The organism is Dyella sp. RRB7 (assembly GCF_022761115.1).
In the GTDB taxonomy this organism is placed as follows: domain Bacteria; phylum Pseudomonadota; class Gammaproteobacteria; order Xanthomonadales; family Rhodanobacteraceae; genus Dyella.
The window spans coordinates 794,761-820,018 of sequence record NZ_JAKWJS010000001.1; the positions used below are offsets into that span (position 1 = coordinate 794,761).

The window sequence follows — 25,258 nt, forward strand, 5'->3', positions numbered from 1 at the left end:
TGGCCTCCTCACGTGAAGATGGCGTGGAGGATGCCTTGGCCGGGCTTCACTTACGGGGCACGGAGGGCCGAGCCATGGTGGCCCAGAGCCGCGCGATGGCCACTGTAGCGGGCATGATCAGCGCAGGGTACGCTGCGGAACATCCGGCAAAACCAGCAGGCCAGGAACACCCCGTCGAGCGTCGCCGCCATCGGGTGACGGACCAGGCGTCACGGCCCGCGTCGTGCCCAGAGGAACTTCATGCTCAAGTACTCGCTGGTCGGCTATGACGGTTCACCGTCCTCGCAGCAGGCTTTTCGTTTTGCGGTGGCGCTTGCCCGCGCCTGCGGCGGGCGGGTGCGCGTGGTATCGGTGCTGCAGGTGACCGAGGGCTGCGCCGATACCTGCGCGCTGATGGTCGCCGACCAGGGCGCCCGGCGTTGCACCGACCTGCTGGACGAACTCAAGTACCTGGTGCCCGATGCGGACACGCTGATCGACGCGGAAGTGGTGCATGGCAGCCCGGGCGATGTATTGCTCGAACAGGTCCAGCGGCATGGCGTGGACCATATCGTGATCGGCCATACCGAGCGGGGCGCCCTGGCGCGCTGGTTGCTGGGCTCGGTCTCGGGCGAGGTGCTACAGCGCGCCCACGTGCCGGTCACCGTGATCCGCTGAAGCCCCCGGAACCTCCGAGGTCGGCGCCCGTTAATCCGATGGCGCCGTCACGTCGTATGCTGTTGTCACAATATCGACATGCCAGGCCGGCGGCGCCTTCCCCTAAAGAAGGCGCCGCCGGCCAAGGCCCGCACAGGAATGCCCGCGTGAGCTATGCCACATCGTTGCCCTGGACCCTGGAGAGTCTGGATTTCAGCCGAATCGAGGTCTCTCGCGTACGCCAGAACGAAGACCTGTTCTTCCTGCTATGCAGTTCGTCGTTCGTGGAAAGCGGCTCGGACCTGTACACCCACAATCTGGTCGACCATTTTGCCGGCGACGAAGCGTTGCAGACCTGGCTCAGCCAGCATTGGGAACACGAGGAACTCCAGCACGGCCGGGCCCTTGCCGCCTATGTGAAGGCCGTATGGCCGGAGTTCGACTGGGAACGCGGCTTCGCCTCGTTCTGGCAGGAATACGGCGCGGTATGCACGACCGATCAGCTCGAACCCAGTCGCGGCCTGGAGCTGGCGGCGCGTTGCGTGGTGGAAACCGGCACGGCCAGCCTCTATCGCGCGCTCAACGACATCACCGACGAGCCGGTGCTCAAGCAGCTTACCGGGCATATCAAGAGTGATGAAGTACGCCACTACAAGCATTTCTACCAGCACTTCCGGCTGTATCGCGAGCGCGAGGGCTTTGGCCGCTACAAGGTGTTTCGCGCCATCCTGCGGCGCGTCAACGAGATCAAGAGCGAGGACAGCGACATCGCGCTGCGCCACGTGTTCAACCAGTGCTATCCGCAGCACAAGGACAACGAGGCCGAGTTCCGCCGCGTGACGGGCCGCGCCCAGGGCCTGCTGCGCCGGAACATTCCCGCCGAGATGACGGTGAAGATGCTGCTCAAGCCGCTGGATCTTCCCGCGCGCCTGCAGAACGCCATCGAGAAGCCGCTGGCGAAGATCGCCGAGAAACTGTTTCTGCACTGAGCCCTGCCCGTCCTCCCTGCCTGCGCGGGGAGGACGCACCAGGCCGTCGCGGACTCTCTACTTCGCCGGCCGCGGGGTTTCCTCCACCTCACGCGGCTTGCCCTGCTGCGGCGAATCGAGCTTGCCCAGGTCCACCGGCCGGATCTGCTTGATGAAGCACGGCGCGTCGGCCGGTCCCGTGATCACGCGATCGAACCGGGCCGACACTTCGCTCGCGCTGGAGGTCAGCCCAATGTGATTGGTGAACTCCAGGTTGCGGCATTTGCCATCCAGGTCCAGCAGCCACGCTTCATTGGGGCGGGTATAGATGGCCAGCGCGTTGTCGCTGAGCGGCTCCCACGACCACAAGTTGAAATAATGGAAGCTGTTGACCGGTGCACCGGCGGCGGTGACGTAAGCCTGCTGGCGCGCCTCCATGCGTGCGGTGTAGTCCTTGCCGACCCGGGCGCAGCCGGCGAGTGCGATGGCTACGGCAAGGGTGGCGAGGATAGGTTTGACTGCCATGACGATGATCTCCGTTGTTGCTGCCCGTCCAAACGCATGAGCAGGCGGCGCGTGGACGCTGCTATTTCTTGCTGGCCTGCTTGGCGACGGGCTGCCATTTGGCCGGATCGAACCCACCCACTTCGTACACCAGCGTTTCCTTCTTCTCGCCGTCCTGCAGGGTCACATCCATGGTGATCTTCCTGGCCTTTTCCAGCTGCGCGATAAAGGCCTTGTCGTCGCTGAACAGGAGCGCCGGCTCGCCGGTGCTGGGGGCAAATGCCTTGATGCTGCCCGGCTTGCCATCGAAGGTGGCCTTGATGGTGCAGGTAGCCTTGCAGACAAAGCCGTGGCCGCTGCTGAACAGGAACGCATTTTGTCCCCAGGCGGTATGGCGGCGCAGCACCAGGCGCACCCGGTCGTCACCCGCAGGCTGGCTGCTGTAGATGGTGGCGGTGGATTGTGTGCCGCCTTCCATCGGCGATACCTGATACAGCCACAGACCTGCCAGACGATTCTTTTCACTGTTCTCGGTGTAGCGCTTCTCGATCGCCGGGAGGCTCTGTTGCACCTCTTTCGCGGCATCGCTGTTCGGGTATCGGCTGACGATTTCCTTGCCCATGGCCACCGCCATCTCGTCGTTGCCGATGCGTACCAGCTGGCGATAGGTGTCGAGTTTTTGCGCCGATGCATCGGCCGGCGCCTGGGCCGGTTGCGGTGCCTGGGCCTGATCGCCGGACTGCGAGCAACCGGCCAGGGCAAGCGCCGTGCCGAAAGCGGTGGCGGCGAAACGAAGACGCGACGGGTTCATGGGCAAGATCCGCTATCTGGAAAGTGTCTAGGGTGAAACGGGCGGGAGGCGGGGCGCAACCTCCCGATACGTCCGGTTGTGCCAGCTGCGCGGCGGTTCATGCGCTCACCGGCGTGTCACCGAAGCGTTCGCGCAACTGGTTCCGGAAACGCCGGCTGCACGGGACGGTGGCACCATCGCGCAAGGTCAGTCGGGCATCGCCGGTTTCCAGCGGCTCGATCTCGAGCAGGTAGTCGAGATTGACCAGATAGCTGCGATGCACGCGCACGAAGCGCTGCGGGTCGAGCCGCTCCTCGATGCCGGCCATGGTGGCGCGCAAGGGATAATCGCGCCCGCGCACATGCAGGTTCACGTAGTTGCCCGAGGCCTGCAGCCATTCGATCTCGCGCGCCGCAATCAGGAATTCCTTGCCCAGCTTGCGCACCAGGAAACGCTCGGGCCGCTCGATGGGCTCCACCGGCGGTCCCTCGTCAGGCTCGGCCAGCAGCGTAGCCTCGCCCTGCAGGCGGCGTAGCACGAAGCCGTACAGGCAGATCGAGCCGACGAAAATGAAATAGGTGCGGAAATCCTTCAGGTACTCATAGCCCAACTGCACGGGCCAGTTGCCGAAGTCGTAATGGGCGCCGAGCATGGCATAGGCGAGTTTGCGCAGCCCCACCATCGCGCCGACATGGATCAGGCAAAAGGGCAGCGTCAACACCAGGTGCACCTTCAGGCTCTGGCGCCAGCTATCGAAGCGGAAGGGCCAACGGCGTGTCGCCATGACCACGAATGGCGCCAGGATCAGCAGCGCCACGCTGCTGCTGATTTCCCAGATCCACGGCTCGATGGTCGCCACCTTGTGCGCCCCGCGCCCATGATCGAACCACGACACCATGCCGTTGAACACCGTATTGAGCGCGATCACGACGACCCAGATGCCTATCTCGAAGGGGCGCCGCCAGCGCTCGAATTTCCTGATGTCGAACCCGCGCCGTGTCGTCATGGCGGCGATTCTACGTGGCCGCATGGCGCCACTGCACGCCCGACGCGGTGGCGACAGGCTACACGCGGCAAGCCCGATAGCCCTGGGCAGCGATGACGGCACTTTGCCGACCTGGTTGGGCCGCCGATAATGCTGCCGCTTCCCCAGGATTCCCTTGATGACATCCTCCCCCGCCTCGCCTTCGGCGGACTCGCTGCGTTCGCACCGGGCCTTTGTGCATTTCTGGTTTGCGCGCACCTGTTCGAGTTTTGGTTTCCAGATGCTGTCGGTCGCGGTCGGCTGGCAGATCTACGCCATCACCGGACGCGCACTGGACCTGGGCCTGATCGGCCTGGTGCAGTTTTTCCCCTCGGTGATGCTGGCGTTGCCGGCCGGCCATGTGGCCGATCAGTTCGACCGCCGCCGCATCGTGCGGCTGGGGTTGATCACCGAACTGATCGCCATCATCGTGCTGGCCGCGATCAGCCTGGCGCACCTGGCCCACGAGGCCGGCATTCTGGCGCTGGTGTTCCTGTTGGGCGTGGCCAAGGCCTTTGAATTCCCTTCCTTGCAATCCATGTTGCCGGCGTTGGTACCTCCCGCCGTGCTGCCCCGGGCGATGGCAGCCAGCGCCTCGGCCGGGCAGGCCGCACAGATCGTGGGACCGGCGCTGGGCGGCCTGCTGTATGTCGCCGGCCCCGGTACGGTGTACGTGGTCTGTGCTGTGCTTTACCTGGCGGCGACGCTGCTGATGGGCCGCCTGCGCTACGAACAGGCCCCGCCGCGACGCGAACCGGCCACGTTGAAGACCTTGTTCGCGGGCGTGCACTTCATCCGGCAACGACCGGATGTGCTGGGCGTAATCTCGCTGGACCTGTTCGCCGTGTTGCTGGGTGGCGCCACCGCGCTGCTGCCGGTCTTCGCCAAGGACATCCTGCACACCGGTCCCTGGGGCCTGGGCCTGTTGCGCGCCGCGCCCGCCGTGGGCGCCTTGCTGATGTCGCTATGGTTGACGCGCCACAGCATGGAACGCCGCGTCGGCCCGATCATGTTTGCGTGCGTCGCCGGCTTCGGCGCGGGAACGCTGGTGTTTGCGGTGTCTACCACGTTGTGGCTCTCGCTGATCGCGCTGTTCGCGTTGGGTGCGTTCGACATGGTGAGCATGGTGATACGCGGCGCGCTGGTGCAGCTGGATACGCCCGACGACATGCGCGGGCGCGTAAGCGCCGTGAACGCGATCTTCATCAACACCTCCAACCAGCTGGGCGAATTCGAATCCGGCCTGCTGGCGGCCTGGGTGGGCGCGGTCAACGCCACCCTGATCGGCGGCGTCGGCACGCTGGTGGTGGTGGGCCTATGGATGCTGATGTTCCCGACCCTGCGGCGGCGGCAAAGCCTGCGCGCGGCGCCGGCCGAGCCGGCCGCCACGGCAGGCGCCGAGGCGATCTGAACCGCCATCGCGCCAACGCCAGGCGCGGCCCAGTCTTCGCCGCACCGGCTTGACGCGCATCATGATGGTGACGACGGCCCTCGCTAGCATGGGCGTTCCTTGCGCGACCGGGATCAAGGGAATGAATGTCGATGTCGTCATCGTCGGGGCGGGCCCGGCCGGGTTGTGCTTTGCCAGGTCACTGTCCGATTCGGGGCTCAGCATCGTCATCGTCGAGCGGCAACCGGTGGACATGCTCCGCGAGCCCGCCTTCGATGGACGCGAAATCGCGCTGACGCAACGCTCCGTGCGCATCCTGCGCGAGCTGGGCATATGGGGCCGGCTTGGCCCCATGGACATCTCGCCGTTGCGCAGCGCGCGGGTACTCAATGGCCATGGGTTGCGCGGATTGAATGTGACGCCGACCAACACCGGCAGCGAAGAGCTGGGCTTTCTGGTACCCAACGATCGCATTCGCCGTGCGGCCTATGCCTCGATCGAGCACGATCCCCGCATCACCTTGATCGGCGACACCGCCGTGCACACCATCTCACTCGATCGCGACGCGTCCCGGCTGCACCTGTCCAATGGCTCCACGCTCAATGCCCGACTGACCGTCGCCGCCGACAGCCGTTTCTCGCAGCTGCGCCGCGATGCCGGCATTCCCGCGGACATGCACGACTTCGGCAAGACCATGCTGGTCTGCCGCATGGCCTTGGAACAACCACACCAGCAGCAAGCGCTGGAATGGTTCGATCACGGCCAGACGCTCGCCCTGCTGCCGTTGCACAACAACGAAGCGTCCATCGTGCTCACCTTGCCGGGGCAGGCCATGAAAGGTGTCATGGCGCTGGATGATGAGCAGTTCAACCACGAGATGCATCGCCGCTTCGACGGTCGCTTCGGCCATATGCGCCTGACCAGCACGCGGCACGCCTATCCGCTGGTGGCGGTGTACGCCCGCCGCTTCACCGCACCGCACTTCGCGCTCATTGGCGATGCGGCGGTAGGCATGCATCCCGTGACCGCCCATGGCTTCAACCTCGGTCTGCAAAGCGTGGAAGCGCTCTCGAAGGCGGTCCGCCAGGCATGCGGTGACGGCCAGGACATCGCCTCCGCACACGTCCTGATGCGCTACCAGCGCGCCCATCGCATCGCCACGATGCCGCTCTACCTCGCCACGCTGGCCATCGTGAAGCTGTACACCGATGACCGCCCGCCCGCGCGCGTCGTTCGCACCGCCCTGTTGCGGGCCAGCCAGGCGCTGCCGCCGTTCCGCCTCAGCCTGGCGCACCTGCTCGCGTCCGGTGGTCGCTGCCCGGCCAGCTGCCCCGGATAAACCCAGGGAAAATGCGGCGGCGGCCGCAGGATGACTGTTTACGCACCACTCACGCAGGTGCTGGCAACGTTGAACCTTAGATTGCACGGAGGTGGCCATGGCCAGGCAGTACGACATCGAGAACAGCGTCAACGGCGTGCGCGAACGCGTGCGCCACTATGCGGATGAAGCCGCCGACCGGGCCAGCGAGCTGGCCGAACGCGGACGCCAGGCGAGCCGTCGCTTTGGTCGCAACCACCGCGACTACGGCCGGCGACTGTCCAATGCCGCCGAGGATTTCGCCGACGAGGCGAATTACCAGTACCGCCGCCTGCGTCGCCACGTGACCCGCCACCCGGTGGCCACCACCGCCATCATTGCCGGCACGGTGGGCGCGTTTTTCCTGCTGCGGCATCTGCTGCGCGGCCGGGATGAAGATTGAACCAGCACCCGCCTGATGCAAGAAAACGCCGCGATGATCGCGGCGTTTTCTTTATGACTACTTACACCGTCAGCGGATTGGGCTTGTCCGGATCGAGCTTGTAGGTCTTGATCGCGCGGCTCACGTCCTTGGCGTTGACCTTGCCATCCTTCGCCAGCGCGGACAGCGCGGACAGCGCGATCCAGTAGCGATCGACCTCGAAGAAGCCGCGCAGGTGCTCGCGGGTATCCGAGCGGCCGAAGCCATCGGTGCCCAGCACGGTGTAGCGCATGCCATCCGGCATGAAGGCACGGATCTGGTCGGAGTACTCGCGCACGTAGTCGGTGGCGGCCACGGCCGGACCCTGGCGGCCCTGCAGCAGGCCGGTCACGTACGGCACGCGCGGCTCGGCTTCCGGGTGCAGGCGATTCCAGCGCTCGGCGTCGAAACCATCGCGACGCAGCTCGCTGAAGCTGGGGCAGGACCAGATGTCGGCGGTGACGCCGAAATCCTTCTCCAGCAGCTCGGCGGCGGCGATGACTTCGCGCAGGATGGTGCCCGAACCCAGCAGCTGCACGCGCGGCTCGCCCTTCTTCGGCTTGCCGGCGTCCTTGAACAGGTACATGCCCTTGATGATGCCTTCCTCGACGCCTTGCGGCAGGTCGGGGTGGCTGTAGTTCTCGTTCATCACGGTGAGGTAGTAGTACACATCCTCCTGCTCCTGCACCATGCGGCGGGTGCCGTCCTGCAGGATCACCGCGATCTCATAGGAGAACGTCGGGTCATAGGACTTCACGTTGGGAATGGCGCCGGACAGCAGGTGCGAATGGCCGTCCTCGTGCTGCAGGCCTTCGCCGTTGAGCGTGGTGCGGCCGGCGGTGCCGCCGATCAGGAAGCCGCGCGCGCGCATATCACCGGCGGCCCAGGCCAGGTCGCCGATGCGCTGGAAGCCGAACATCGAGTAGTAGATGAAGAACGGCAGCATCGGCTGGTTGCTGATGCTGTAGCTGGTGGCCGCAGCCATCCAGGCGGCCATGCCGCCGGCCTCGGAGATGCCTTCCTGCAGCACCTGGCCCTGCTGGTCTTCGCGGTAATACAGCAGCTGGTCGGCGTCCTGCGGACGGTACTTCTGGCCGAACGGCGCGTAGATGCCGATCTGGCGGAACATGCCTTCCATGCCGAAGGTGCGTGCCTCGTCGGCCACGATCGGCACGATGCGCTCGCCGATCTGCTTGTCGCGCAGCAACAGGTTCATGCCGCGCACCAGCGCCATGGTGGTGGAGATTTCGCGCTCGCCGGTGCCCTTGGTGATCTGCTCGAACGCGGACAGTTCCGGCGTCTTGAGCTTCACGTCGGTGTGGCGGCGGCGCTGCGGCAGGAAACCGCCCAGGGCGCGGCGGCGCTCGAGCATGTACTGCACTTCCGGCGAATCCTTGCCCGGGTGGTAGTACGGCACGTCGGCCAGCTTGTCGTCCGGCACCGGGATGTTGAAGCGATCGCGGAAGTGGCGCACGGCATCGGCGTCCAGCTTCTTCTGCTGGTGGGTCGGGTTCTGCGACTCGCCGGCCGCGCCCATGCCATAGCCCTTCACCGTCTTGGCCAGGATCACCGTGGGCATGCCCTTGGTGTTCACCGCCTGGTGATAGGCCGCATAGACCTTGTGCGGGTCATGGCCGCCACGGTTGAGGCGCCAGATGTCGTCGTCCGACAGGTTGGCCACCATCTCGCGCGTTTCGGGATACTTGTTGAAGAAGTGCTCGCGCGTGTACGCGCCGCCGAAGGCCTTGCACGCCTGGTACTCGCCGTCGACGGTTTCCATCATCAGCTTGCGCAGCACGCCCTTGGTGTCGCGGGCGAGGAGCGGATCCCAGTAGCTGCCCCAGATCACCTTGATGGCGTTCCAGCCGGCGCCACGGAATACGCCTTCCAGCTCCTGGATGATCTTGCCGTTGCCGCGCACCGGGCCGTCCAGGCGCTGCAGGTTGGCGTTGATCACGAACACCAGGTTGTCCAGGCCTTCGCGGCCGGCCAGCGAGATGGCGCCCAGCGACTCGGGCTCGTCGGTTTCGCCGTCACCCATGAAGCACCAGATCTTGCGATCGGTCTTGGGCATCAGGCCGCGGTGTTCCAGGTACTTCCAGAACTGCGCCTGGTAGATGGCCTGGATCGGGCCCAGGCCCATCGATACCGTCGGCACCTGCCAGTAGTCCGGCATCAGCCAGGGGTGCGGGTACGACGACAGGCCGCGGCCGTGGCCGGCCACTTCCATGCGGAACAGGTCGAGCTGGTCTTCGCCAATGCGGCCTTCGAGGAACGAACGGGCGTAGATACCCGGGCTGGAATGGCCCTGGTGGAACACCAGGTCGCCCGGATGGTCGGCGCTGGGAGCGCGCCAGAAGTGGTTGAAGCCCACGTCGTACAGCGTGGCCGACGAGGCGAAGCTGGCGATATGGCCGCCCAGCTCGCCCGGCTTGCGGTTGGCGCGCACCACCATGGCCATGGCGTTCCAGCGGATCAGCGTGCGGATGCGCCATTCCATCGCCGCGTCGCCGTCCATCTTCGCCTCGTTGCCCGGCGCGATGGTGTTGACGTATTCGGTGGTGGGGTTGAACGGCAGGTAGCCACCGGCGCGACGGGTCGAGTCGACCATCTTCTCCAGCAGGAAATGCGCGCGCTCGGTGCCGTCGTGGTTGATGACCGCATTGAGCGATTCGACCCATTCCTGGGTTTCGGTGGGGTCGAGGTCCTGGTGGAGGATGTCGTCGAGCTGATCCATGGGGAGCTTCTCTCTCCGCGGCGCCGGGGGATGGCGCGGCTATAGGTGGGCGTCTCCTGCATGGGAGACGGGGAACCGGCCGAGTTTAGCTCCGGCTTGGTTTTTCGCCAATTGGATCGAGACAATACGCGGGCGAATGGGGCGGAACGTATTGATTGATTGGACAACCGTGGCGCGATGCTCCTATCCCTTGGCCCGGGTGTCTTGGCCAAAAAGAAACGGGGCCCGCAGGCCCCGTCTCCGACAAGCGCGACGTTGGCCAAGCCGATCAGCTGCGTCGCTCGCCCTGCGCCGCGCGAATCTGCGCATCCACCGCGGCGATCGCCGTCATGTTCACCACGCGCCGCGGCGTGGCCGCCGGGGTGAGGATATGCGCCGGCTTGTCGACGCCCATCAGGATCGGGCCGATGGCCACGCCATCCGTCATCACCCGCACCAGGTTGTAGGCGATGTTGGCGGCATCGAGGTTGGGCATCACGAACAGGTTGGCGCGACCGCTCAGCGTGGTGTTGGGAAACATGCGCAGGCGCAGTGCCTCGTCCCACGCGGTGTCGGCCTGCATTTCGCCGTCCATGTCGAGCCGGGGGCCGCGCTGGATGAGGATCTCGCGCACCCGGCGCATCTTGGCCGCGCTCGGATTGTCGTGGCTGCCGTAGTTGGAATGCGACAGCAGCGCGATCTTCGGCTCGATGCCGAACAGCTTCAGGCGATAGCTGGCCTGCAGCGTCGCCTCGGCGATCTGCTCGGCGGTGGGGTCGCACTGCACGTGCGTGTCAAGGAAGAACCACGCGCCCTGGTCGTTGATCACGCCGGTCATGGCCGAGGTGCACGACACGCCCGGGTCCAGGCCGAACACGCTGCGCATGTAGCCGAGCTTCTTGTGGAAGCGACCGACCAGGCCACAGATCATCGCATCGGCTTCGCCGCGCTCGACCATCAGCGAGGCAATCAGCGTGGGACGCGAACGCATCAGGTTCTTGGCGGCGGCCGGCGACACGCCACGACGCTCGGTGAGCGCGTGGTACTGCTGCCAGTACTCGTTGAAGCGCGGATCGTCGTCGATGTTGGTGATCTCGAAGTCCACGCCTGCGTGCATGCGCAGGCCCAGGCGCTGGATGCGCGTCTCGATCACGCTCGGGCGGCCGATCAGGATCGGGAACGCCAGGCGCTCGTCGATCACCGTCTGCACCGCGCGCAACACGGTCTCTTCCTCGCCCTCGGCATAGACCACGCGCTTGCGGTCGGCGCGTGCGCGCTCGTACACCGGCTTCATCAGCAGGCCGGTGCGATAGATGAACTGGCCGAGCTTTTCCTTGTACGCCTCCATGTCCACGATGGGGCGCTTGGCGACGCCCGAATCCATCGCGGCCTGCGCCACCGCTGGCGCCAGCATCACCAGCAGGCGCGGATCGAACGGACGCGGAATGAGGTATTCAGGGCCGAACGTCGGCACGTCGCCGCCATAGGCGCTGGCCAGGTCACCGGCCTCCCGGCGGGCCAGCTCGGCGATGGCGCGCACGCAGGCGGTCTTCATCGACTCGTTGATGACGGTGGCGCCCACATCGAGCGCGCCGCGGAAGATATACGGGAAGCACAGCGCGTTGTTGACCTGGTTCGGGTAGTCCGAGCGGCCAGTGGCGATGACGCAGTCCGGACGCACCTTCTTGGCGTCTTCCGGCGCGATCTCGGGATTGGGGTTGGCCAAGGCCATGATGATCGGGCGGTCCGCCATGCTGGCGACCATCTCCGGCTTGAGGATGCCGCCCGCCGACAGGCCCAGGAAGATGTCCGCACCCTCGACGATCTCGGCCAGCGTGCGCTTGTCGGTATCGCGCGCATAACGCTGCTTGTCCGGGTCCATGTGGTCGCGGCCGGTGTACAGCACGCCGTCGCGATCAAACGCCAGGATGCGTTCCGGCTTGAGGCCCAGCGCCACCAGCATGTCCAGGCAGGCGATGCCCGCCGCGCCGACGCCGGTGGTGGCGAGCTTCACGTCCTCGATCTTCTTGCCGACCACTTCCAGTGCGTTGAGCACGGCGGCGCCGACGATGATGGCAGTGCCGTGCTGGTCATCGTGGAATACCGGGATCTTCATGCGCTCGCGCAGCTTGCGCTCGACGATGAAGCACTCCGGCGCCTTGATGTCCTCGAGGTTGATGCCGCCGAAGGTCGGCTCCAGCGAGGCGATGATGTCGACCAGCTTGTCCGGATCGCGCTCGTTGATTTCGATGTCGAACACGTCGATGCCGGCGAACTTCTGGAACAGTACGGCCTTGCCTTCCATCACCGGCTTGCCGGCGAGCGGGCCGATGTCGCCCAGGCCCAGCACCGCGGTGCCGTTGGTGATCACCGCCACCAGGTTGCCGCGCGCGGTCATTTCGCTGGCGGCGTTGGCGTCTTCCACGATGGCTTCGCAGGCATAGGCCACGCCCGGCGAGTAGGCCAGCGCGAGGTCGCGCTGGGTCACCATCGGCTTGGTCGCGGTGACCTTGATCTTGCCCGGGGTCGGGAAGCGGTGGTACTCGAGCGCAGCTAGACGCAGATCTTCAGGGAGGGCCATGGGATGCGTTGATCGGATGTGAGGGGGAATCTAGGGCCGCGATGCGGCATCCGCGAATGGTAGCACCGGCGGACGCCCTGCCCCGACGCTGCGCCGCAGCATGATGGAGCGATCGTTCACTCGCCCTCACCGCTCTACAGACTCAACGACAACGTCTCCGCCTGTACCTTGCCCATGTGGATGCGATTGACGAACAACGAGAACGCCAGCTTGCCAGCCAGGCCGTGCACGTGTTGCATCCACGGCGGCAGCCAGCGCGGCGGCAGGATGTCGCCGGATTCGAAATGCGGCTGCAGGCTGATCACGTCGTGCAGCGCCAGCTTGCCCGCGAACAAATGCCGCAGCATGTCCATGCGCCGCTGCTTGAGCGCCCAACGAAAGAAGGTGTGCACGGCCAGCAGGCCGGACAGGTACACGTTGTCCTTGGCGAACGCGGAACCGCCGGTCAACGGCACGCCACGGAACACGCGCTGGGTCGAGTGGAAGCTGTCCGCCGGGCTCTGCCCGCGATGGCTGAAGAACTGGTAGACCTCGACGAAGTCCGCGCCATTGAGCGCCATGTCGATGGCCAGGATGCGCAGGCTGATGCGCTTGAGCCGCGAGATGTCAATGGCGCCGGACATCAGCTCGGCGAACACCGCCAGCCCCTCCTGGGTGGCGGTGACCCGCGGCGAAGTGCGCCCCAGCGAGGCCAGCAAGGGCTGCGCACGCCCGTTGAGTGCCGTGAGCGAATGCACGAAGGCCTCGTGCGCCAGCAACTGGTGGCGGTCGTATTCGCTGAACGTGGTGCCGCCACGCAGGCGGATGCGCGTGGCGCCGGCGGCGGCCTTGGCGGTCAATTCCGGGTCCACTTCCACCGCGATCTGACCGGCGCCGAAGAACTCGTCCAGGGTGTGGCGCAGGTCGTCGCGCAACCGGTCGGCGGGAATGCTGATGTCGACATCGTCGGCCAGCAGGTCCGAACCCAGTTCATCGGACAGCTCCACGAAGTAGCGCGCGGCATCAAGGTTGCTGCGATCACTGCCCGGAATGGCATCGCCCGGCCGCCCGTACAGCACGATCGACGGCGCGGTGACGCCATTCGTGCCCACGGCCTCGAGCATTTCCGCCGCGATGCGCCACGACTCGGCGGTGCGGCACAGGTATTCGCCGATGGGATCGTCATAGCCGGCCTCCCGCTCGATGGCGGCCAGCTCGGCGCGTTCGGCGGACAGGTCCGGGGCGTGATAGGTCACCTCGGGTAGCGCGTATTGCCCCTTGCCGTAGGCCGCGATCATGCGGTCCTCCAGCGAGGCGGGCCATGCCACCGTGGGCAGGATACGGATGCCTTTCACCGCCGCCAGCAGGCGTTGGTCGAGATCCGCGTAACGCTGCATGCCCGGGGCGACGCGGGAGCCGACTACGCTCATGCCGGCCTCCTGCGCCGGACGTCGAAAATCGCCGGGAAACCGAACCAGAAGGCGGGAAACACCCGCTTATGGAAGAACGAGAAAGGCGACGAAAGCCGCTGCATGCCAGCACCCCAGCTGTGATGCGCCGATAGTAGTGCTTTCCGGGGCAACCGCCGCAAGCGCGGCGTGCAGGTTTACTCGCGATCGCGGGTGCCCCGATGCCCGTGCGGCCGCTCCGCCGGGCGGCCGCCGCGCTGGCGGCGCAGCTTGGCCTCCAGGGTGGTGGCCTGCTCTTCGCGTTCGTCCCGCAGCTTCAGGTAGTTGCGCCAGCGCTCGGCGGACAGGTCGCCGCTGTCCAGCGCGGCCTGCACAGCGCAGCCCGGTTCGCTGCCATGGCCGCAATCGGCAAAGCGGCATTGTTCGGCCAGCTCGTCGATATCGGCGAACAGATCCAGGTTCTCCTCGCCGGTGAGCTTGAGTTCACGCATCCCCGGGGTATCGATCAGGCAGCCGCCGCTGGGCAGCTGCAGCAGGGCCCGGTGGGTGGTGGTGTGGCGGCCACGGCTGTCGTGGCTGCGCACCGCGCTGGTGGCCATCTTTTCGCTGCCCAACAGCGTGTTGGTCAAGGTGGACTTGCCCGCGCCGGACGAACCGACCAGCACGGCGCTGTCGCCCGGCTGCAGGTAGGGGGCCAGCGCCGCCACGGTGGCCGGATCCTTGCCGTTGATGGCGTGGATGGGCGTGCCCTCCGGCAGGCGGGCGCGCAATGCAGCGAGCAGTTCGTCGGCATCCTCGCGGGTATCGAGCTTGCTCAACAGCACCACCGGCTGGGCGCCCGAACCTTCGGTCAGCGAAAGGTAGCGCTCGATGCGGGCCGGGTTGAAATCCCCGTCCAGGCCCGTGAGCACCAACACGTAGTCGATATTGGTGGCGATGATCTGCCGCTCATAGCGCTCGCCCGCGGCCGCCCGCGACAGCACCGTGCGGCGCGGCAGCACGGTGACGATATGCGGCGGCTTGCCGGGCTCCAGCTCCACGAAGTCCCCCACCGCCGGACGCTCGGCCGGATCGAGGCTGCGCTTGAGGAAGTGGCCGGCGGGCTGCGCCCCGAACAGGGTCTCGCCATCATGCAGCTCATAGCCCGCGCGATGCTGCGCGACCACGCGCGCCAGGCGCCGCCCCTGGGGGGGCAGAGCGTCCCCGCGCCAGCCAATGCGGCGCAATCGCTCGATGATGTCGGCTTCGGTCATGGGTAACGATTATGCCTTGCCCGTGCGAAGCCCGACACAACGCCCTTTTTCGCCGCTTTTTGGGTTGCCACCTGGCCCTCCTACGCTGTTAGCATGCGGGCATGCCCCGGCGCCAGGCGTCGGCGATAACGAAGAATGAAGGACGCTCGCGTTGGCCTCGATCAAACCCAGTGCGCACCTGGCGGACGTGCGCTATGAAATCCGTGGCGCACTCACGCGGCGATCGCGCGAGTTGGAGGCCGCCGGGCTGCCTATCATCAAGCTGAACATCGGCAACCCCGGGCGCTATGGCTTCGAGACGCCAGCCCACCTGCGCGAGGCCATTGCGCGGCATCTGCATGACAGCGAGGCCTACGGTCACGAGCAGGGCCTGGAAGAAGCCCGCGAGGTGATCGCCGCGCAACAGCGCCATCGCGGTGCGCACGGCGTGGAAGTGGAGCGCATCTTCATCGGCAATGGCGTCAGCGAACTGATCGACCTGAGCCTGCGCGCCCTGCTGCAGCCCGGCGACGAAGTGCTGCTGCCCAGCCCCGACTATCCGCTGTGGAGCGCCGCCACCATCCTCAACGATGGCAAGCCGCGCTATTACCGCTGCCTGGCCGAACATGGCCATCTGCCCGATCCAGCCGAGATCGAGGCGCTGGTGACGCCCCGTACGCGCGCGCTGGTGCTGATCAACCCGAACAATCCCACCGGCGCGGTGTATCCGCGCGAACTGCTCGAGCAGATCGTCGCCATCGCCGCACGTCATCGCCTGTTGCTGCTCAGCGATGAGATCTACGACGAAATCCTCTACGACGGCACGCCGTTCCAGCCGCTGGCCGCGGTGGCCGGCGACCTGCCCTGCGTGAGCTTCGGCGGCCTCAGCAAGGTGCACCGCGCCTGCGGCTATCGCGTCGGCTGGATGAGCCTTTCCGGCGATCCGGCACGCAGCACCGATTACCGCGATGCGCTGCAATTGCTCGCGGCGCTGCGCCTGTGCGCGAATGTCACCGCGCAATGGGCAGTGCGCCCCGCGCTGCAGAGCGCCCCCACCATCAATGCACTCACAGCACCCGGCGGCCGCCTGCACGAGGCGCGCCGCGCGGTACTCGAAGGCGTCGCGGCCAGCGAGTTCCTCGATATCGTGTCGCCGGCTGGCGCCTTGTATGCATTCCCGCGCGTGCGCGCCGATCGCCTGGCGGATTTCGACGACAACGCCTTTGCGCTGCGCCTGCTCGAAGAGGAATCGGTGCTGGTGGTTCCCGGCAGCAGCTTCAACGTGCCGCACAGCCGCCACCTGCGCCTGACCTTGCTGCCCCCGCCCGACCAGTTGCGCGAAGTATTCCAACGCATTGAACGCGTACTCGCCGGCATGGCGAAGGCCCAGAAGCCCCGCGCCGCCGCTGTCGCCTAAGCGCAGTGCCGGCGTGTTGAGCTATCTCGCCCTGGGCGACTCGTATTCGATCGGCGAAGGCGTCGCGGCCGCCGGCCGTTGGCCCGTGCAACTCGCCGCGCGCCTGCACCAGGCAGGCGTGGCGCTGGGCGCGCCCACCATCATCGCCACCACCGGCTGGACCACCGACGAGCTGGCGGCGGCGATGGATGGCACCGAGTTTCATCCGCCCTACGACTTGGTCAGCCTGCTGATCGGCGTGAACAACCAGTATCGCGGGCGTGATGCGGACAACTATCGGGACGAATTTCGCCAGTTGCTTCAGCGCGCCATTGCGCTGGCCGGGCAGCGGCCTGCGCATGTGCTGGTGCTGTCGATCCCCGACTGGGGCGTCACGCCGTTTGCGCGCGACAGCGGTCGTGACGTCGCACGCATCGCCGTGGAGTTGGACATCTATAACGCTATCGCCCGTGAAGAGGCGGGGCAACGTGGCGTGCATTGGGTGGATATCACGGGGATTTCCCGCCAGCACCCTGGCTTGTTGGCTGCCGATGGACTGCATCCGTCGGCGGGGCAATACACATTGTGGATGGAAGCGGCGTTGCCTGCCGCGAAGGCCATCTTTTCTTAGTGCCGCCGGGTGCTGGATTCGGGTTGTGGCGTGATCGCCACAACCCAACACCCCCCCGCCGCAACCACTTTGCAACCATTCCGCCATCGTGCGGTGACGTGCGGCCGGCATTCTGGCATCCCGGTAACCACCGGGAGACTTGGCCATGGCGACCTTCCACTGCCGTAGCGCCTTCATCTCCGACGTGCATCTGGGCACGCCGGACTGCAAGGCGGGCTATCTGCTCGATTTCCTGCGCAAGCTTCGCTGCGAGAAGCTCTATCTCGTGGGCGACATCATCGACATGGAAGCGCTGGCGCGTCGCCATTGGTGGCACGCCGACCATGGCGCGGTAATCGCCGAGGTGCTGGATATGGCCCGGCGCGGCATCGAGGTCACCTATATCCCCGGCAACCATGACGCACCCGTGCGCGGCCTGGCCGGGCAGAGCTTTGGCGGCGTGAAGATCGCGCTGGATGCGGTGCATGAGGGCGCCGACGGGCGCCGCTACCGCGTCAGCCACGGCGACGAATTCGATCCGGAGCAGGTCGGGCGCACATGGATGGTGCACCTGGGGGAGGTCATGCATCGCTTCATCTGCTGGACCAACCGCCGCGTGCACGCCATGCGCCGCCGGCTGGAACTGCCCTACCTGCCGCTGTCGATCATCGTGAAATCACACATCGGCAAGGCGCTGGCATATATCCGCGCCTATGAGGAGCGTGTGGCCAGTGACGCGCGCGAACGCGGCTTCGACGGCCATATCTGCGGCCACATCCATTTCGGCCATGTGCGCGAGATGGACGGCGTGCTGTACCTCAACGATGGCGACTGGGTGGAGCACTGCACGGTGCTGGTAGAGGACCACACCGGCGCGATGGAGCTGATCCACTGGAGCGAACAGCACGCCCCGCTAGGCCGGGCCAGCCGCGAGCTGGTGCTGCCCTCGCCCGCCGCCGCGCTGGCGCTGGCGCCACTCACCCGCAATCGGCTGGATCTGGGAGAGCTGCGGCCCGCGGCTTGAATGAGGCGGATGCCGGCGGCATATGGGGGGCGTACAATCCGCCCTCTTTGCCGGAGTTCTCCATGTCCCTCGACAGCGCCACCCGCGAACGTATCGAATCCCTGCTGCACGACCACCGCGTGGTGCTGTTCATGAAGGGCACCCGCCAGCAGCCGATGTGCGGCTTCTCCGCCGCCGCCACCAACACGCTCAACGAGCTGCTGCCCGACTACCACACGGTCAACGTGCTGGAAGACCCGGAAATCCGTGAAGGCATCAAGGCTTACGGCGACTGGCCGACCATCCCGCAGCTTTATGTGGGCGGCGAGCTGGTGGGCGGCGCCGACATCATTCGCCAGATGTACGCCAGCGGCGAGCTGCACCAGCTGTTCGGCGCGGAAGCGCCCGATCGCACGCCGCCTGAGATCACCATCACCGACAAGGCCGCCGAGGCCATCCGTCAGGGCACCGCCAACGCGCAGGGCCTGGCCCTGCACCTGGAAATCGGCCCGGACCACAGCGCCGGCTTCCAGCTGGCGCCGGCCGGCGACCACGACATCGTGGTCAGCGCCAACGGCATCGAGGTGCATTTCGACCCAGGCAGCGCCCAGCGCGCCAAGGGCATCGTGATCGACTGGGTATCCACCGTGCAGGGCGAGGGCCTGAGCCTGAAGTTCCCGGGTGCCCAGGAGATCGGCTCGCTCACCGTGCAGCAGCTCAAGGCCCGCCTCGCCGCCGGCGACATCGTGCTGGTGGACGTGCGTCCGGCCCACGGCCGCGCCCAGGCCGCCCCGCTGGCGCAGGCCCGCGTGCTGGAGGAAGAGGGTTACGACGCCCTCGCCGCCCTGCCCAAGGACACCCCGATCGCCTTCATCTGCCACCATGGCGTCTCCAGCCGCGGCGTGGCCGAACGCTTCGCCGCGCACGGCTTCAGCAAGGTCTACAACGTCGAGGGTGGCATGGATGCATGGGCCCGTGAGATCGATCCGACGGTGCCGCGCTACTGAGCCGCCTCCAGAAGTCGTAATCCCTTGATTGAAGGCGCCCGTTTCTTGGGCGCTTTTTTTTGCCGCACGCTGGACGCGGTCCAGCCCACCTCAGGACGGTACAGTTATCTCGCCCAATCTACGCCGTCGCCTCAAAATATTCAGCAACGGTTTATATTCGCAAATGGTGCAGCGCAATAATCAACGAAACCGTCACAAATATATCGCTTTTTATTGCGATAAAAATGCTGAAACAAGTAGACAGCGACCACCCACGGCACCAAATCACGACTAATGGCGCAATTTCATGCGCGTTACCAAACTGAAACATTCCATTCAGTTTGTTTTCTCGTCACATTCTTGCGCCGTTACGAAACCATTGTGTGACTCGTTAGTTACCCGTAAGGTCGTACGGGCATTACTTAGGACATAGGCCGATCCAACGCCGGCCCATAGTGCAGGGGAGCAATTTTAATCCAATTGATTCAACCACTTCGGAGACGAGGCGGAGTGGGATCGGCTGGCCTAAATAATTGCGTAATTCGTTGCTGAGCTCGGCGCATCGCCGCCGGCTCTGGTGTAGAGGGAGAAGGTCATGCCGTGGAACGATGATGTGCTCACCCCATGTTGCGGCGATCTCGCACGGCCGGCTATCAGCGCCGGTTAGCCCATAACACGGCACGGCAACGCCCGCAGGGGCACGTAGCCCACCTGCCGCCATACATCCACCGCCTCAGGCGGGCTGTTTTTTGGGGATAGGACCTGTCAACCGATCCGTGCCAGGCACGGCGCGGTAGCGTGCGCCTGCACGTCAGTCCAGGTCCTTTTGTTGAGTGGTATCACTTGCTACAAGGGGATTGAATGTCTATCGATAGATTGGTTTCTCCGGCCCGAAAGCCGGTCATGCGCCGCACCGCACTCGCACTTGCCGTCGCTGCCGGCGTCACGTTGGCCAGCCCGCTTTTCGCACAAAGCTCCACCGGCTCGATCTTCGGTACCGCACCGGTCGCAGCCGGCGAAACCGTGCTCATCCAGAGCGATGGTGGCCTTAACCGCGAAGTACCGGTTGATGCCAACGGCCGCTACTCGGCTACGAGCCTGCCGCTGGGCACTTATAAGGTCAGCCTGAAGAAGGATGGCGCCATCGTGGATTCACGCTCGGGCGTGGCCCTCGTGGTCGGCGCCGGCACACAGGTAACGTTTGCCGCCTCAACCGCGGACAGCGCCAAGAGCCTGACCGCCATTACCGTGATGGCCAATGCCCTGCCCGCCATCGACGTGAGCCAGGTGGATTCGCGTACCGTGATCACGGCCGATCAGTTGGCCAAGCTTCCGCTGCAGCGCTCCGCCGAAGCCATCGCGACGCTCGCCCCCGGTGTGAACCAGGGCAGTGGCTACTTCACCAGCACCACGGGCCAGACGCTCAATTCGTTCAACGGCTCTTCCGTGGCGGAGAACGCGTATTACATCAATGGCTTCAACACCAGCGATCCGCTGCATAACTTCGGCGGCCTGACCCTGCCGTATGGCGCAGTGGACCAGGAACAGGTGCTGACCGGTGGCTACGGCGCGGCCTACGGTCGCTCGGACGGCGGTGTGATCAACCAGGTCGGCAAGCGCGGCACCAACGAGTGGCAGTTCGGCGGACAGGTGCTGTACCAACCGAGTTGGGCGCAGAGCAACCCGGACAATTACTACCTGACCAACGGCCAGCTCTATCGCTATCGTCAGGACAACAATAGCCAGTCGACCTATACGTATGACGCGTATTTCGGCGGCCCGCTGATCAAAGACAAGCTGTACATCTTCGGCGCGGTCGAAGGCGTGCAGCAGCAGAACGGCGTCAACGTCGGCTCGACCTCCAACGGCACGGTCAAGACCTATTCGTACTCCGATCCGAAGTGGTATGGCAAGATCGACTGGAACATCACCGACAACAACATCATTGAGTTGACCGGCGCGTCGAACAAGACCGAATACAACGGCAACGTCTACGCCTACAACTACGGTGCGGGCCCGAGCAAGGGTTCCTATGGCGACTACCTGGGTCCGGATGTGGCGACCAAGAACGGCGCCGACCTGTGGATCGCCAAGTACACCGGCTACATCACCGACAGCCTCACCGTCGATGCGCTGTACGGCAAGATGACACAAACCAACTACAGCAATGCTGGCGGCGGTCCCGACTCGCGCATCCTATCCTCGGAGTACCAGAACCCGGCCTACAACGGCGGCATTCCGATCGTCGGACCGCAGACATCGGGCTCGGTCTCCAATCCCGACGCACACGACAAGAGCACCAACTACCGGCTCGACATCAACTACAAGATCGGCAGCCACTCGATCACCGCCGGTATCGATAACCTCAACGTGGCGTCCTACGACATCGGCAATATCGAGCCGGGTCCGGGCTATTCGTGGGAGTACGGCCAGAGTGATCCGAATCTTCCGATCAGCACGCTGCCAGGCGCCGGCGTTGGCGCACCGGGCGGCAATGGCTACTACGTAGACAAGTACATCTACACCACCGGCGCCGCCGTGGTGCACGTGAAGCAGCGCGCGCAGTTCATCGAGGACCAGTGGCAGGTCACCGACAGGCTGCTGCTCAACCTCGGCCTGCGCAACGACCAGTTCACCAACTACAACCCCGACAGCGTGCCTTACATCCGTCTGGGCAGGCCGAACTGGGCTCCGCGCCTGGGTGCAAGCTGGGACGTGTACGGCGACTCCAGTCTCAAGGTCTACGGCAATGCGGGCCGTTACTACCTCGACGAACCGACCAACGTCGCGATCCGCGGCGCGGCGGGCAGCACCTACACGCGCCAGTACTTCACCTATACCGGTATCGACCCGGCCACGGGTGTGCCGACCGGTCTGACGCAGATTCCGCAGGACGTGTATCCGGGCGTGTCAGCCAACAACGAATACGGCACACCGCCTGACCCGAAGACCGTCACCAGCAGCAACGTGAAGGCCGAATACCAGGATGAATACATCGCGGGCGTCGACAAGGCGTTCGAATTGTTCGGCGAGAAGTGGACCGCTGGCGCCAAGGGTACTTACCGCGTGCTGCGCAACGATCTTGACGACGTCTGCGACTATCCGACCTTTGGTGCTGTCGGTGCCTCTCAGGGTTTCGACCCAGTGGCGGCAGAGGGCTCGGGCTGCTACATCATGAACCCGGGTCGCACGGCGGACATCAACGTGCCGCTGGCTACCGGTGGCTACGGCACCATGGTCGTGCCGTGGTCGGCGCTGGGCATGCCTTCGTTGCTGCGCAAGTACGTGGCGTTGGATACGTACCTGGAGCATCCGTTCGACGGTAAGTGGTACGGCAAGCTCATGTACACCTGGTCGCATAGCTACGGTAATACCGAGGGTTCGGTGCGTTCGGACATCGGTCAGGAAGACGTCTCGCAGACCGAGGACTGGGACAACAAGGGCGTGATGACCTATGCCAATGGTGATCAGGCCAACGATCGCAGGCACCAGATCAAGGCCTATGGCTACTACCAGATCACGCCGGAATGGCTGGTTGGCGGTAACTTGCAGGTGCTGTCCGGCACGCCGGTGGTCTGCCTGGGTTATTTCGGCCCGCAGCAGGACGACCCTTATGGCTACGGTTCGTCGTACCACTTCTGCGGCCCCAACGGCACCCCGGCTGCTCCGGGTTCCAGCGGCCGCACGCCATGGACCGAAATCCTCAGCCTGAATGCCGAGTACCGTCCGGATTGGGCACAGCACAAGCTGGCGTTCTCGGTGCAGGTCTACAACCTGTTCGACCAGCAGCGTGCCACCGAGCTGTATGGCACGTCGGAATCGGGCCCCGGCCAGGCATCCGCCTTGTACAAAGTGCCACTGTTCTACACGACCCCGCGTTACGTGCAGTTCGGCGTCAGCTACGACTTCTGACCCAGGGAGTCCCCAAAGGAGTCGACGGACCGCTCCCTTTCCAACGCTCCCCCGCAAGGGGGAGCATTCCGGTTCAAAACATTCCGGGAGCCTCGCCCAAATCACCCTTCCGTTACCGATGCAGGCAATCACCTGCTCCCGACGAACCAGGCGGCAAAGGATCTGCCGCCTCCTTTTTGGGCACGTCAAGTAACTTTTTGGTAACAAAGTATCCAGCTGCCTTGTTGCTAGGTGGCTTATATATGCCCCTGCTAGCATGTCGGCACTGACCTATTCTCGTGTCCCATGCGCATCCTGCTAATCGAAGACGATTCCCTGGTATCCGACGCCATTACCCGTGGGCTGGTTGGCAGCGGTTACGTCGTCGATGCCGTGCCTGATGCCGAGTCTGTCGCGGCCCGCTTGGCTGACACCCATTACGACCTGGCCATTGTCGATCTTGGCCTGCCCGGCGAGGACGGGCTGAGCCTGGTGCGCCGCCTGCGTCGCAGCGGCAGCTCGCTGCCCTTGCTGATCGTGACTGCACGCGATGGGCTGGACGACCGCATCAATGCGCTCGACCTGGGCGCCGACGATTACCTGGTCAAGCCGTTCGCGTTGCCGGAGCTGGCGGCGCGATGCCGTGCGCTGATCCGTCGCGCCACGGCGGCGGCGGCCAATGAGATCGTGGTCGGCGGCCTGCGTATCGACCTGGCCGGTCGCCGTGCGCTCAACGTTGCGGGCGAGGTGCTGGAGCTGACCCGCCGCGAGTGGTCCATCCTCGAATGCCTGGCCCATCACAGCGGACGCGTGGTGAGCAAGGATCGACTCACCCAGGCCATCACCGGCTGGAGCGAAGACATCTCGGGCAATGCCATCGAGGTGCACGTGTCGCGCCTGCGCAGCAAGCTGGGCGGCTCCGCTACCGTGCGCGGCATCCGTGGACTCGGCTACCGCCTCGAAGATGGCTAATCGCAAGCATCCGGCCAGCGTCCATAGCCGGCTGTTGAGTTACCTGCTGGCCCCGCTGTTACTGTTGCTGGTGGCTGGCGTCGCGGTGGACCACCACGTCATCGTCAGCCCGATCCACAGTGCCTTCGATCATTCGCTGTCGCGCGCCGCGCTGGCAATCGTGGCGCGTATCCATCCCACGCCGGACGGTCAAGCGCAGGTGGCGTTGCCGCAACACCCCCCGCCGCCGCTGCGCGCGATGGCCGGCGAGCATTTTTTCTACCGCGTAAGCCTGCCTGACGGGCAGACCATCGCCGGCGTGCCCGACCTGCCGCTGGCACCGGACAGCCAGTCGGCGGACGGCTTCAGCTACACCAACATCCATTACCGGGGGGAACCGGTGCGGCTCGCCAGCTACCGCACCAACGAGACGGGATCCCCGATCACCGTGACCGTGGCGGAAACGCCGCTGCGGCGCGATCGGGCCGTGCACCGCCTGGATGTGGCCTTCCTGATCAACGACACCATCCAGATGGCCGCCGTGCTGGTCATCGCCCTGATCGGCATCCGCATCGCCCTGCGTCCGTTGCAGCGCCTGAGCCGGCAGATCGCCGGACGCCCGCCGCTGGCATTGTCGCAGCTCTCGGTCGAGCAGGTGCCTAGCGAGGTACTGCCGGTGGTGGAATCGCTCAATACCCTGCTCGGCAGGGTGCGCGATTCGGTCCTTTCGCAGCAGCACTTCCTGGCCAATGCGGCGCATCAACTGCGCACCCCGCTGACCGGCCTCAAGGCCCAGTTGGAAGTACTCAATCGCGACACCGCCGGCACACCGCTACAGGAGCGCATCGGCCTGCTGCAGGGCGGCGTGGATCGCCTGGCGCATACGGCCAACCAGTTGCTGACGCTGGCGCGCGCGGAACCCTCCGTGCATCGCGCCAGCCATTTCACCTCGATCGAGCTGCCCCGGCTGATCGGCGAGGTGATCGACAGCTCGCTCGATCGCGCGCTGGCCCACGGCATCGATCTGGGCGCGGACAGCCAGGCGGCCCAGGTCACCGGCGTGTACTGGCTGCTGCATGAGCTGCTGATCAACCTGATCGACAACGCCATCCGCCACACGCCCGCTGGCGGCAATATCACCCTTCGCTGCGGCATCGAGGACGGCAGGGCGTTCCTCGAAGTGGACGACAACGGCAGCGGCATCCCCCTGGCGGAACGGGCGAAGGTGCGCGAACGTTTCTATCGGGGCGCCGGCAGTACAGGAGACGGTTGCGGCCTGGGCCTGGCCATCGTCGATGAGGTGGCGCGCGTGCATCGCGCGCAACTGAGCATCCATGACGGCCGTTCGGGCCAGGGCACCCGCATGCGCATCGACTTCCCCGACGCCGGCTGATCGGCGAAGCATCGTTGCATG

Annotated in this window: 19 protein-coding genes; 12 read left to right on the forward strand and 7 right to left on the reverse strand. The window is 65.4% G+C overall.

Annotated features, from left to right (window positions below):
* Positions 1-240 precede the first annotated feature (240 nt).
* Positions 241-657, forward strand: coding sequence for a universal stress protein (locus tag MJ606_RS03680; protein ID WP_243048045.1), 417 nt, complete (start codon positions 241-243; stop codon positions 655-657).
* Positions 658-803: 146 nt separating this feature from the next.
* Entirely contained in the window at positions 804-1,625 is an 822-nt protein-coding gene (locus MJ606_RS03685; protein ID WP_243048046.1) for a ferritin-like domain-containing protein, read from the forward strand.
* Positions 1,626-1,682: 57 nt separating this feature from the next.
* Here MJ606_RS03685 and MJ606_RS03690 read toward each other — a convergent pair whose 3' ends face one another.
* The 3 genes from MJ606_RS03690 to MJ606_RS03700 all read right to left on the reverse strand — a co-directional run bounded on the left by MJ606_RS03690 (position 1,683) and on the right by MJ606_RS03700 (position 3,904).
* The gene (locus MJ606_RS03690; protein ID WP_243048047.1) at positions 1,683-2,129 is read right to left on the reverse strand and encodes a DUF6491 family protein; all 447 of its coding nucleotides are present in this window, start codon (positions 2,127-2,129) and stop codon (positions 1,683-1,685) included.
* A 61-nt stretch (positions 2,130-2,190) separates the two neighbouring features.
* On the reverse strand, positions 2,191-2,919 hold the full coding sequence (locus tag MJ606_RS03695; RefSeq protein ID WP_243048048.1) for a hypothetical protein: 729 nt from the start codon (positions 2,917-2,919) through the stop codon (positions 2,191-2,193).
* A gap of 97 nt (positions 2,920-3,016) precedes the next feature.
* Positions 3,017-3,904, reverse strand: a complete 888-nt coding sequence (locus MJ606_RS03700; RefSeq protein ID WP_243048049.1) for a LytTR family DNA-binding domain-containing protein — start codon at positions 3,902-3,904, stop codon at positions 3,017-3,019.
* A 157-nt stretch (positions 3,905-4,061) separates the two neighbouring features.
* Here MJ606_RS03700 and MJ606_RS03705 point away from each other — a divergent pair, with 157 nt between their 5' ends.
* The 3 genes from MJ606_RS03705 (at position 4,062) to MJ606_RS03715 (ending at position 7,072) form a co-directional block, all read left to right on the forward strand.
* Entirely contained in the window at positions 4,062-5,333 is a 1,272-nt protein-coding gene (locus MJ606_RS03705; RefSeq protein ID WP_243048050.1) for an MFS transporter, read from the forward strand.
* A gap of 121 nt (positions 5,334-5,454) precedes the next feature.
* Positions 5,455-6,651, forward strand: a complete 1,197-nt coding sequence (gene ubiM / locus MJ606_RS03710; RefSeq protein ID WP_243048051.1) for a 5-demethoxyubiquinol-8 5-hydroxylase UbiM — start codon at positions 5,455-5,457, stop codon at positions 6,649-6,651.
* A 97-nt stretch (positions 6,652-6,748) separates the two neighbouring features.
* Positions 6,749-7,072, forward strand: a complete 324-nt coding sequence (locus tag MJ606_RS03715; RefSeq protein WP_243048052.1) for a hypothetical protein — start codon at positions 6,749-6,751, stop codon at positions 7,070-7,072.
* A gap of 61 nt (positions 7,073-7,133) precedes the next feature.
* Here the strand turns inward: MJ606_RS03715 and aceE are convergent, their stop codons facing one another.
* From aceE to rsgA, 4 genes are all read right to left on the reverse strand, one after another.
* Positions 7,134-9,827, reverse strand: coding sequence for a pyruvate dehydrogenase (acetyl-transferring), homodimeric type (gene aceE, locus MJ606_RS03720; RefSeq protein WP_243048053.1), 2,694 nt, complete (start codon positions 9,825-9,827; stop codon positions 7,134-7,136).
* 268 nt (positions 9,828-10,095) lie between these two features.
* Positions 10,096-12,387: an NADP-dependent malic enzyme gene (locus MJ606_RS03725; RefSeq protein ID WP_243048054.1), complete on the reverse strand. Its 2,292-nt coding sequence runs from the start codon at positions 12,385-12,387 to the stop codon at positions 10,096-10,098.
* A 134-nt stretch (positions 12,388-12,521) separates the two neighbouring features.
* Entirely contained in the window at positions 12,522-13,796 is a 1,275-nt protein-coding gene (locus tag MJ606_RS03730) for a flavohemoglobin expression-modulating QEGLA motif protein (RefSeq protein ID WP_243048055.1), read from the reverse strand.
* 176 nt (positions 13,797-13,972) lie between these two features.
* Positions 13,973-15,028 (reverse strand): ribosome small subunit-dependent GTPase A, encoded by a 1,056-nt coding sequence (gene rsgA / locus MJ606_RS03735; RefSeq protein WP_243048056.1) that lies wholly within the window; start codon positions 15,026-15,028, stop codon positions 13,973-13,975.
* Positions 15,029-15,179: 151 nt separating this feature from the next.
* Between rsgA and MJ606_RS03740 the strand changes: the two genes are divergently transcribed.
* From MJ606_RS03740 to MJ606_RS03770, 7 genes are all read left to right on the forward strand, one after another.
* Positions 15,180-16,424, forward strand: a complete 1,245-nt coding sequence (locus MJ606_RS03740; protein ID WP_243048057.1) for an aminotransferase class I/II-fold pyridoxal phosphate-dependent enzyme — start codon at positions 15,180-15,182, stop codon at positions 16,422-16,424.
* A gap of 13 nt (positions 16,425-16,437) precedes the next feature.
* Positions 16,438-17,034 (forward strand): SGNH/GDSL hydrolase family protein, encoded by a 597-nt coding sequence (locus MJ606_RS03745; protein ID WP_243048058.1) that lies wholly within the window; start codon positions 16,438-16,440, stop codon positions 17,032-17,034.
* Positions 17,035-17,179: 145 nt separating this feature from the next.
* Positions 17,180-18,037: a UDP-2,3-diacylglucosamine diphosphatase gene (locus tag MJ606_RS03750; RefSeq protein ID WP_243048059.1), complete on the forward strand. Its 858-nt coding sequence runs from the start codon at positions 17,180-17,182 to the stop codon at positions 18,035-18,037.
* A gap of 62 nt (positions 18,038-18,099) precedes the next feature.
* On the forward strand, positions 18,100-19,023 hold the full coding sequence (gene grxD / locus MJ606_RS03755) for a Grx4 family monothiol glutaredoxin (RefSeq protein ID WP_243048060.1): 924 nt from the start codon (positions 18,100-18,102) through the stop codon (positions 19,021-19,023).
* Between the two features lie 882 nt (positions 19,024-19,905).
* Positions 19,906-22,914 (forward strand): TonB-dependent receptor, encoded by a 3,009-nt coding sequence (locus tag MJ606_RS03760; protein ID WP_243048061.1) that lies wholly within the window; start codon positions 19,906-19,908, stop codon positions 22,912-22,914.
* Positions 22,915-23,199: 285 nt separating this feature from the next.
* The gene (locus MJ606_RS03765) at positions 23,200-23,865 is read left to right on the forward strand and encodes a response regulator (RefSeq protein ID WP_243048062.1); all 666 of its coding nucleotides are present in this window, start codon (positions 23,200-23,202) and stop codon (positions 23,863-23,865) included.
* Positions 23,858-25,237 carry a sensor histidine kinase gene (locus tag MJ606_RS03770; protein WP_243048063.1) on the forward strand — a complete coding sequence of 460 codons (1,380 nt, stop codon included), beginning with the start codon at positions 23,858-23,860 and terminating at the stop codon, positions 25,235-25,237. The genes MJ606_RS03765 and MJ606_RS03770 overlap by 8 nt, the downstream gene beginning before the upstream one ends.
* Positions 25,238-25,258 lie beyond the last annotated feature (21 nt).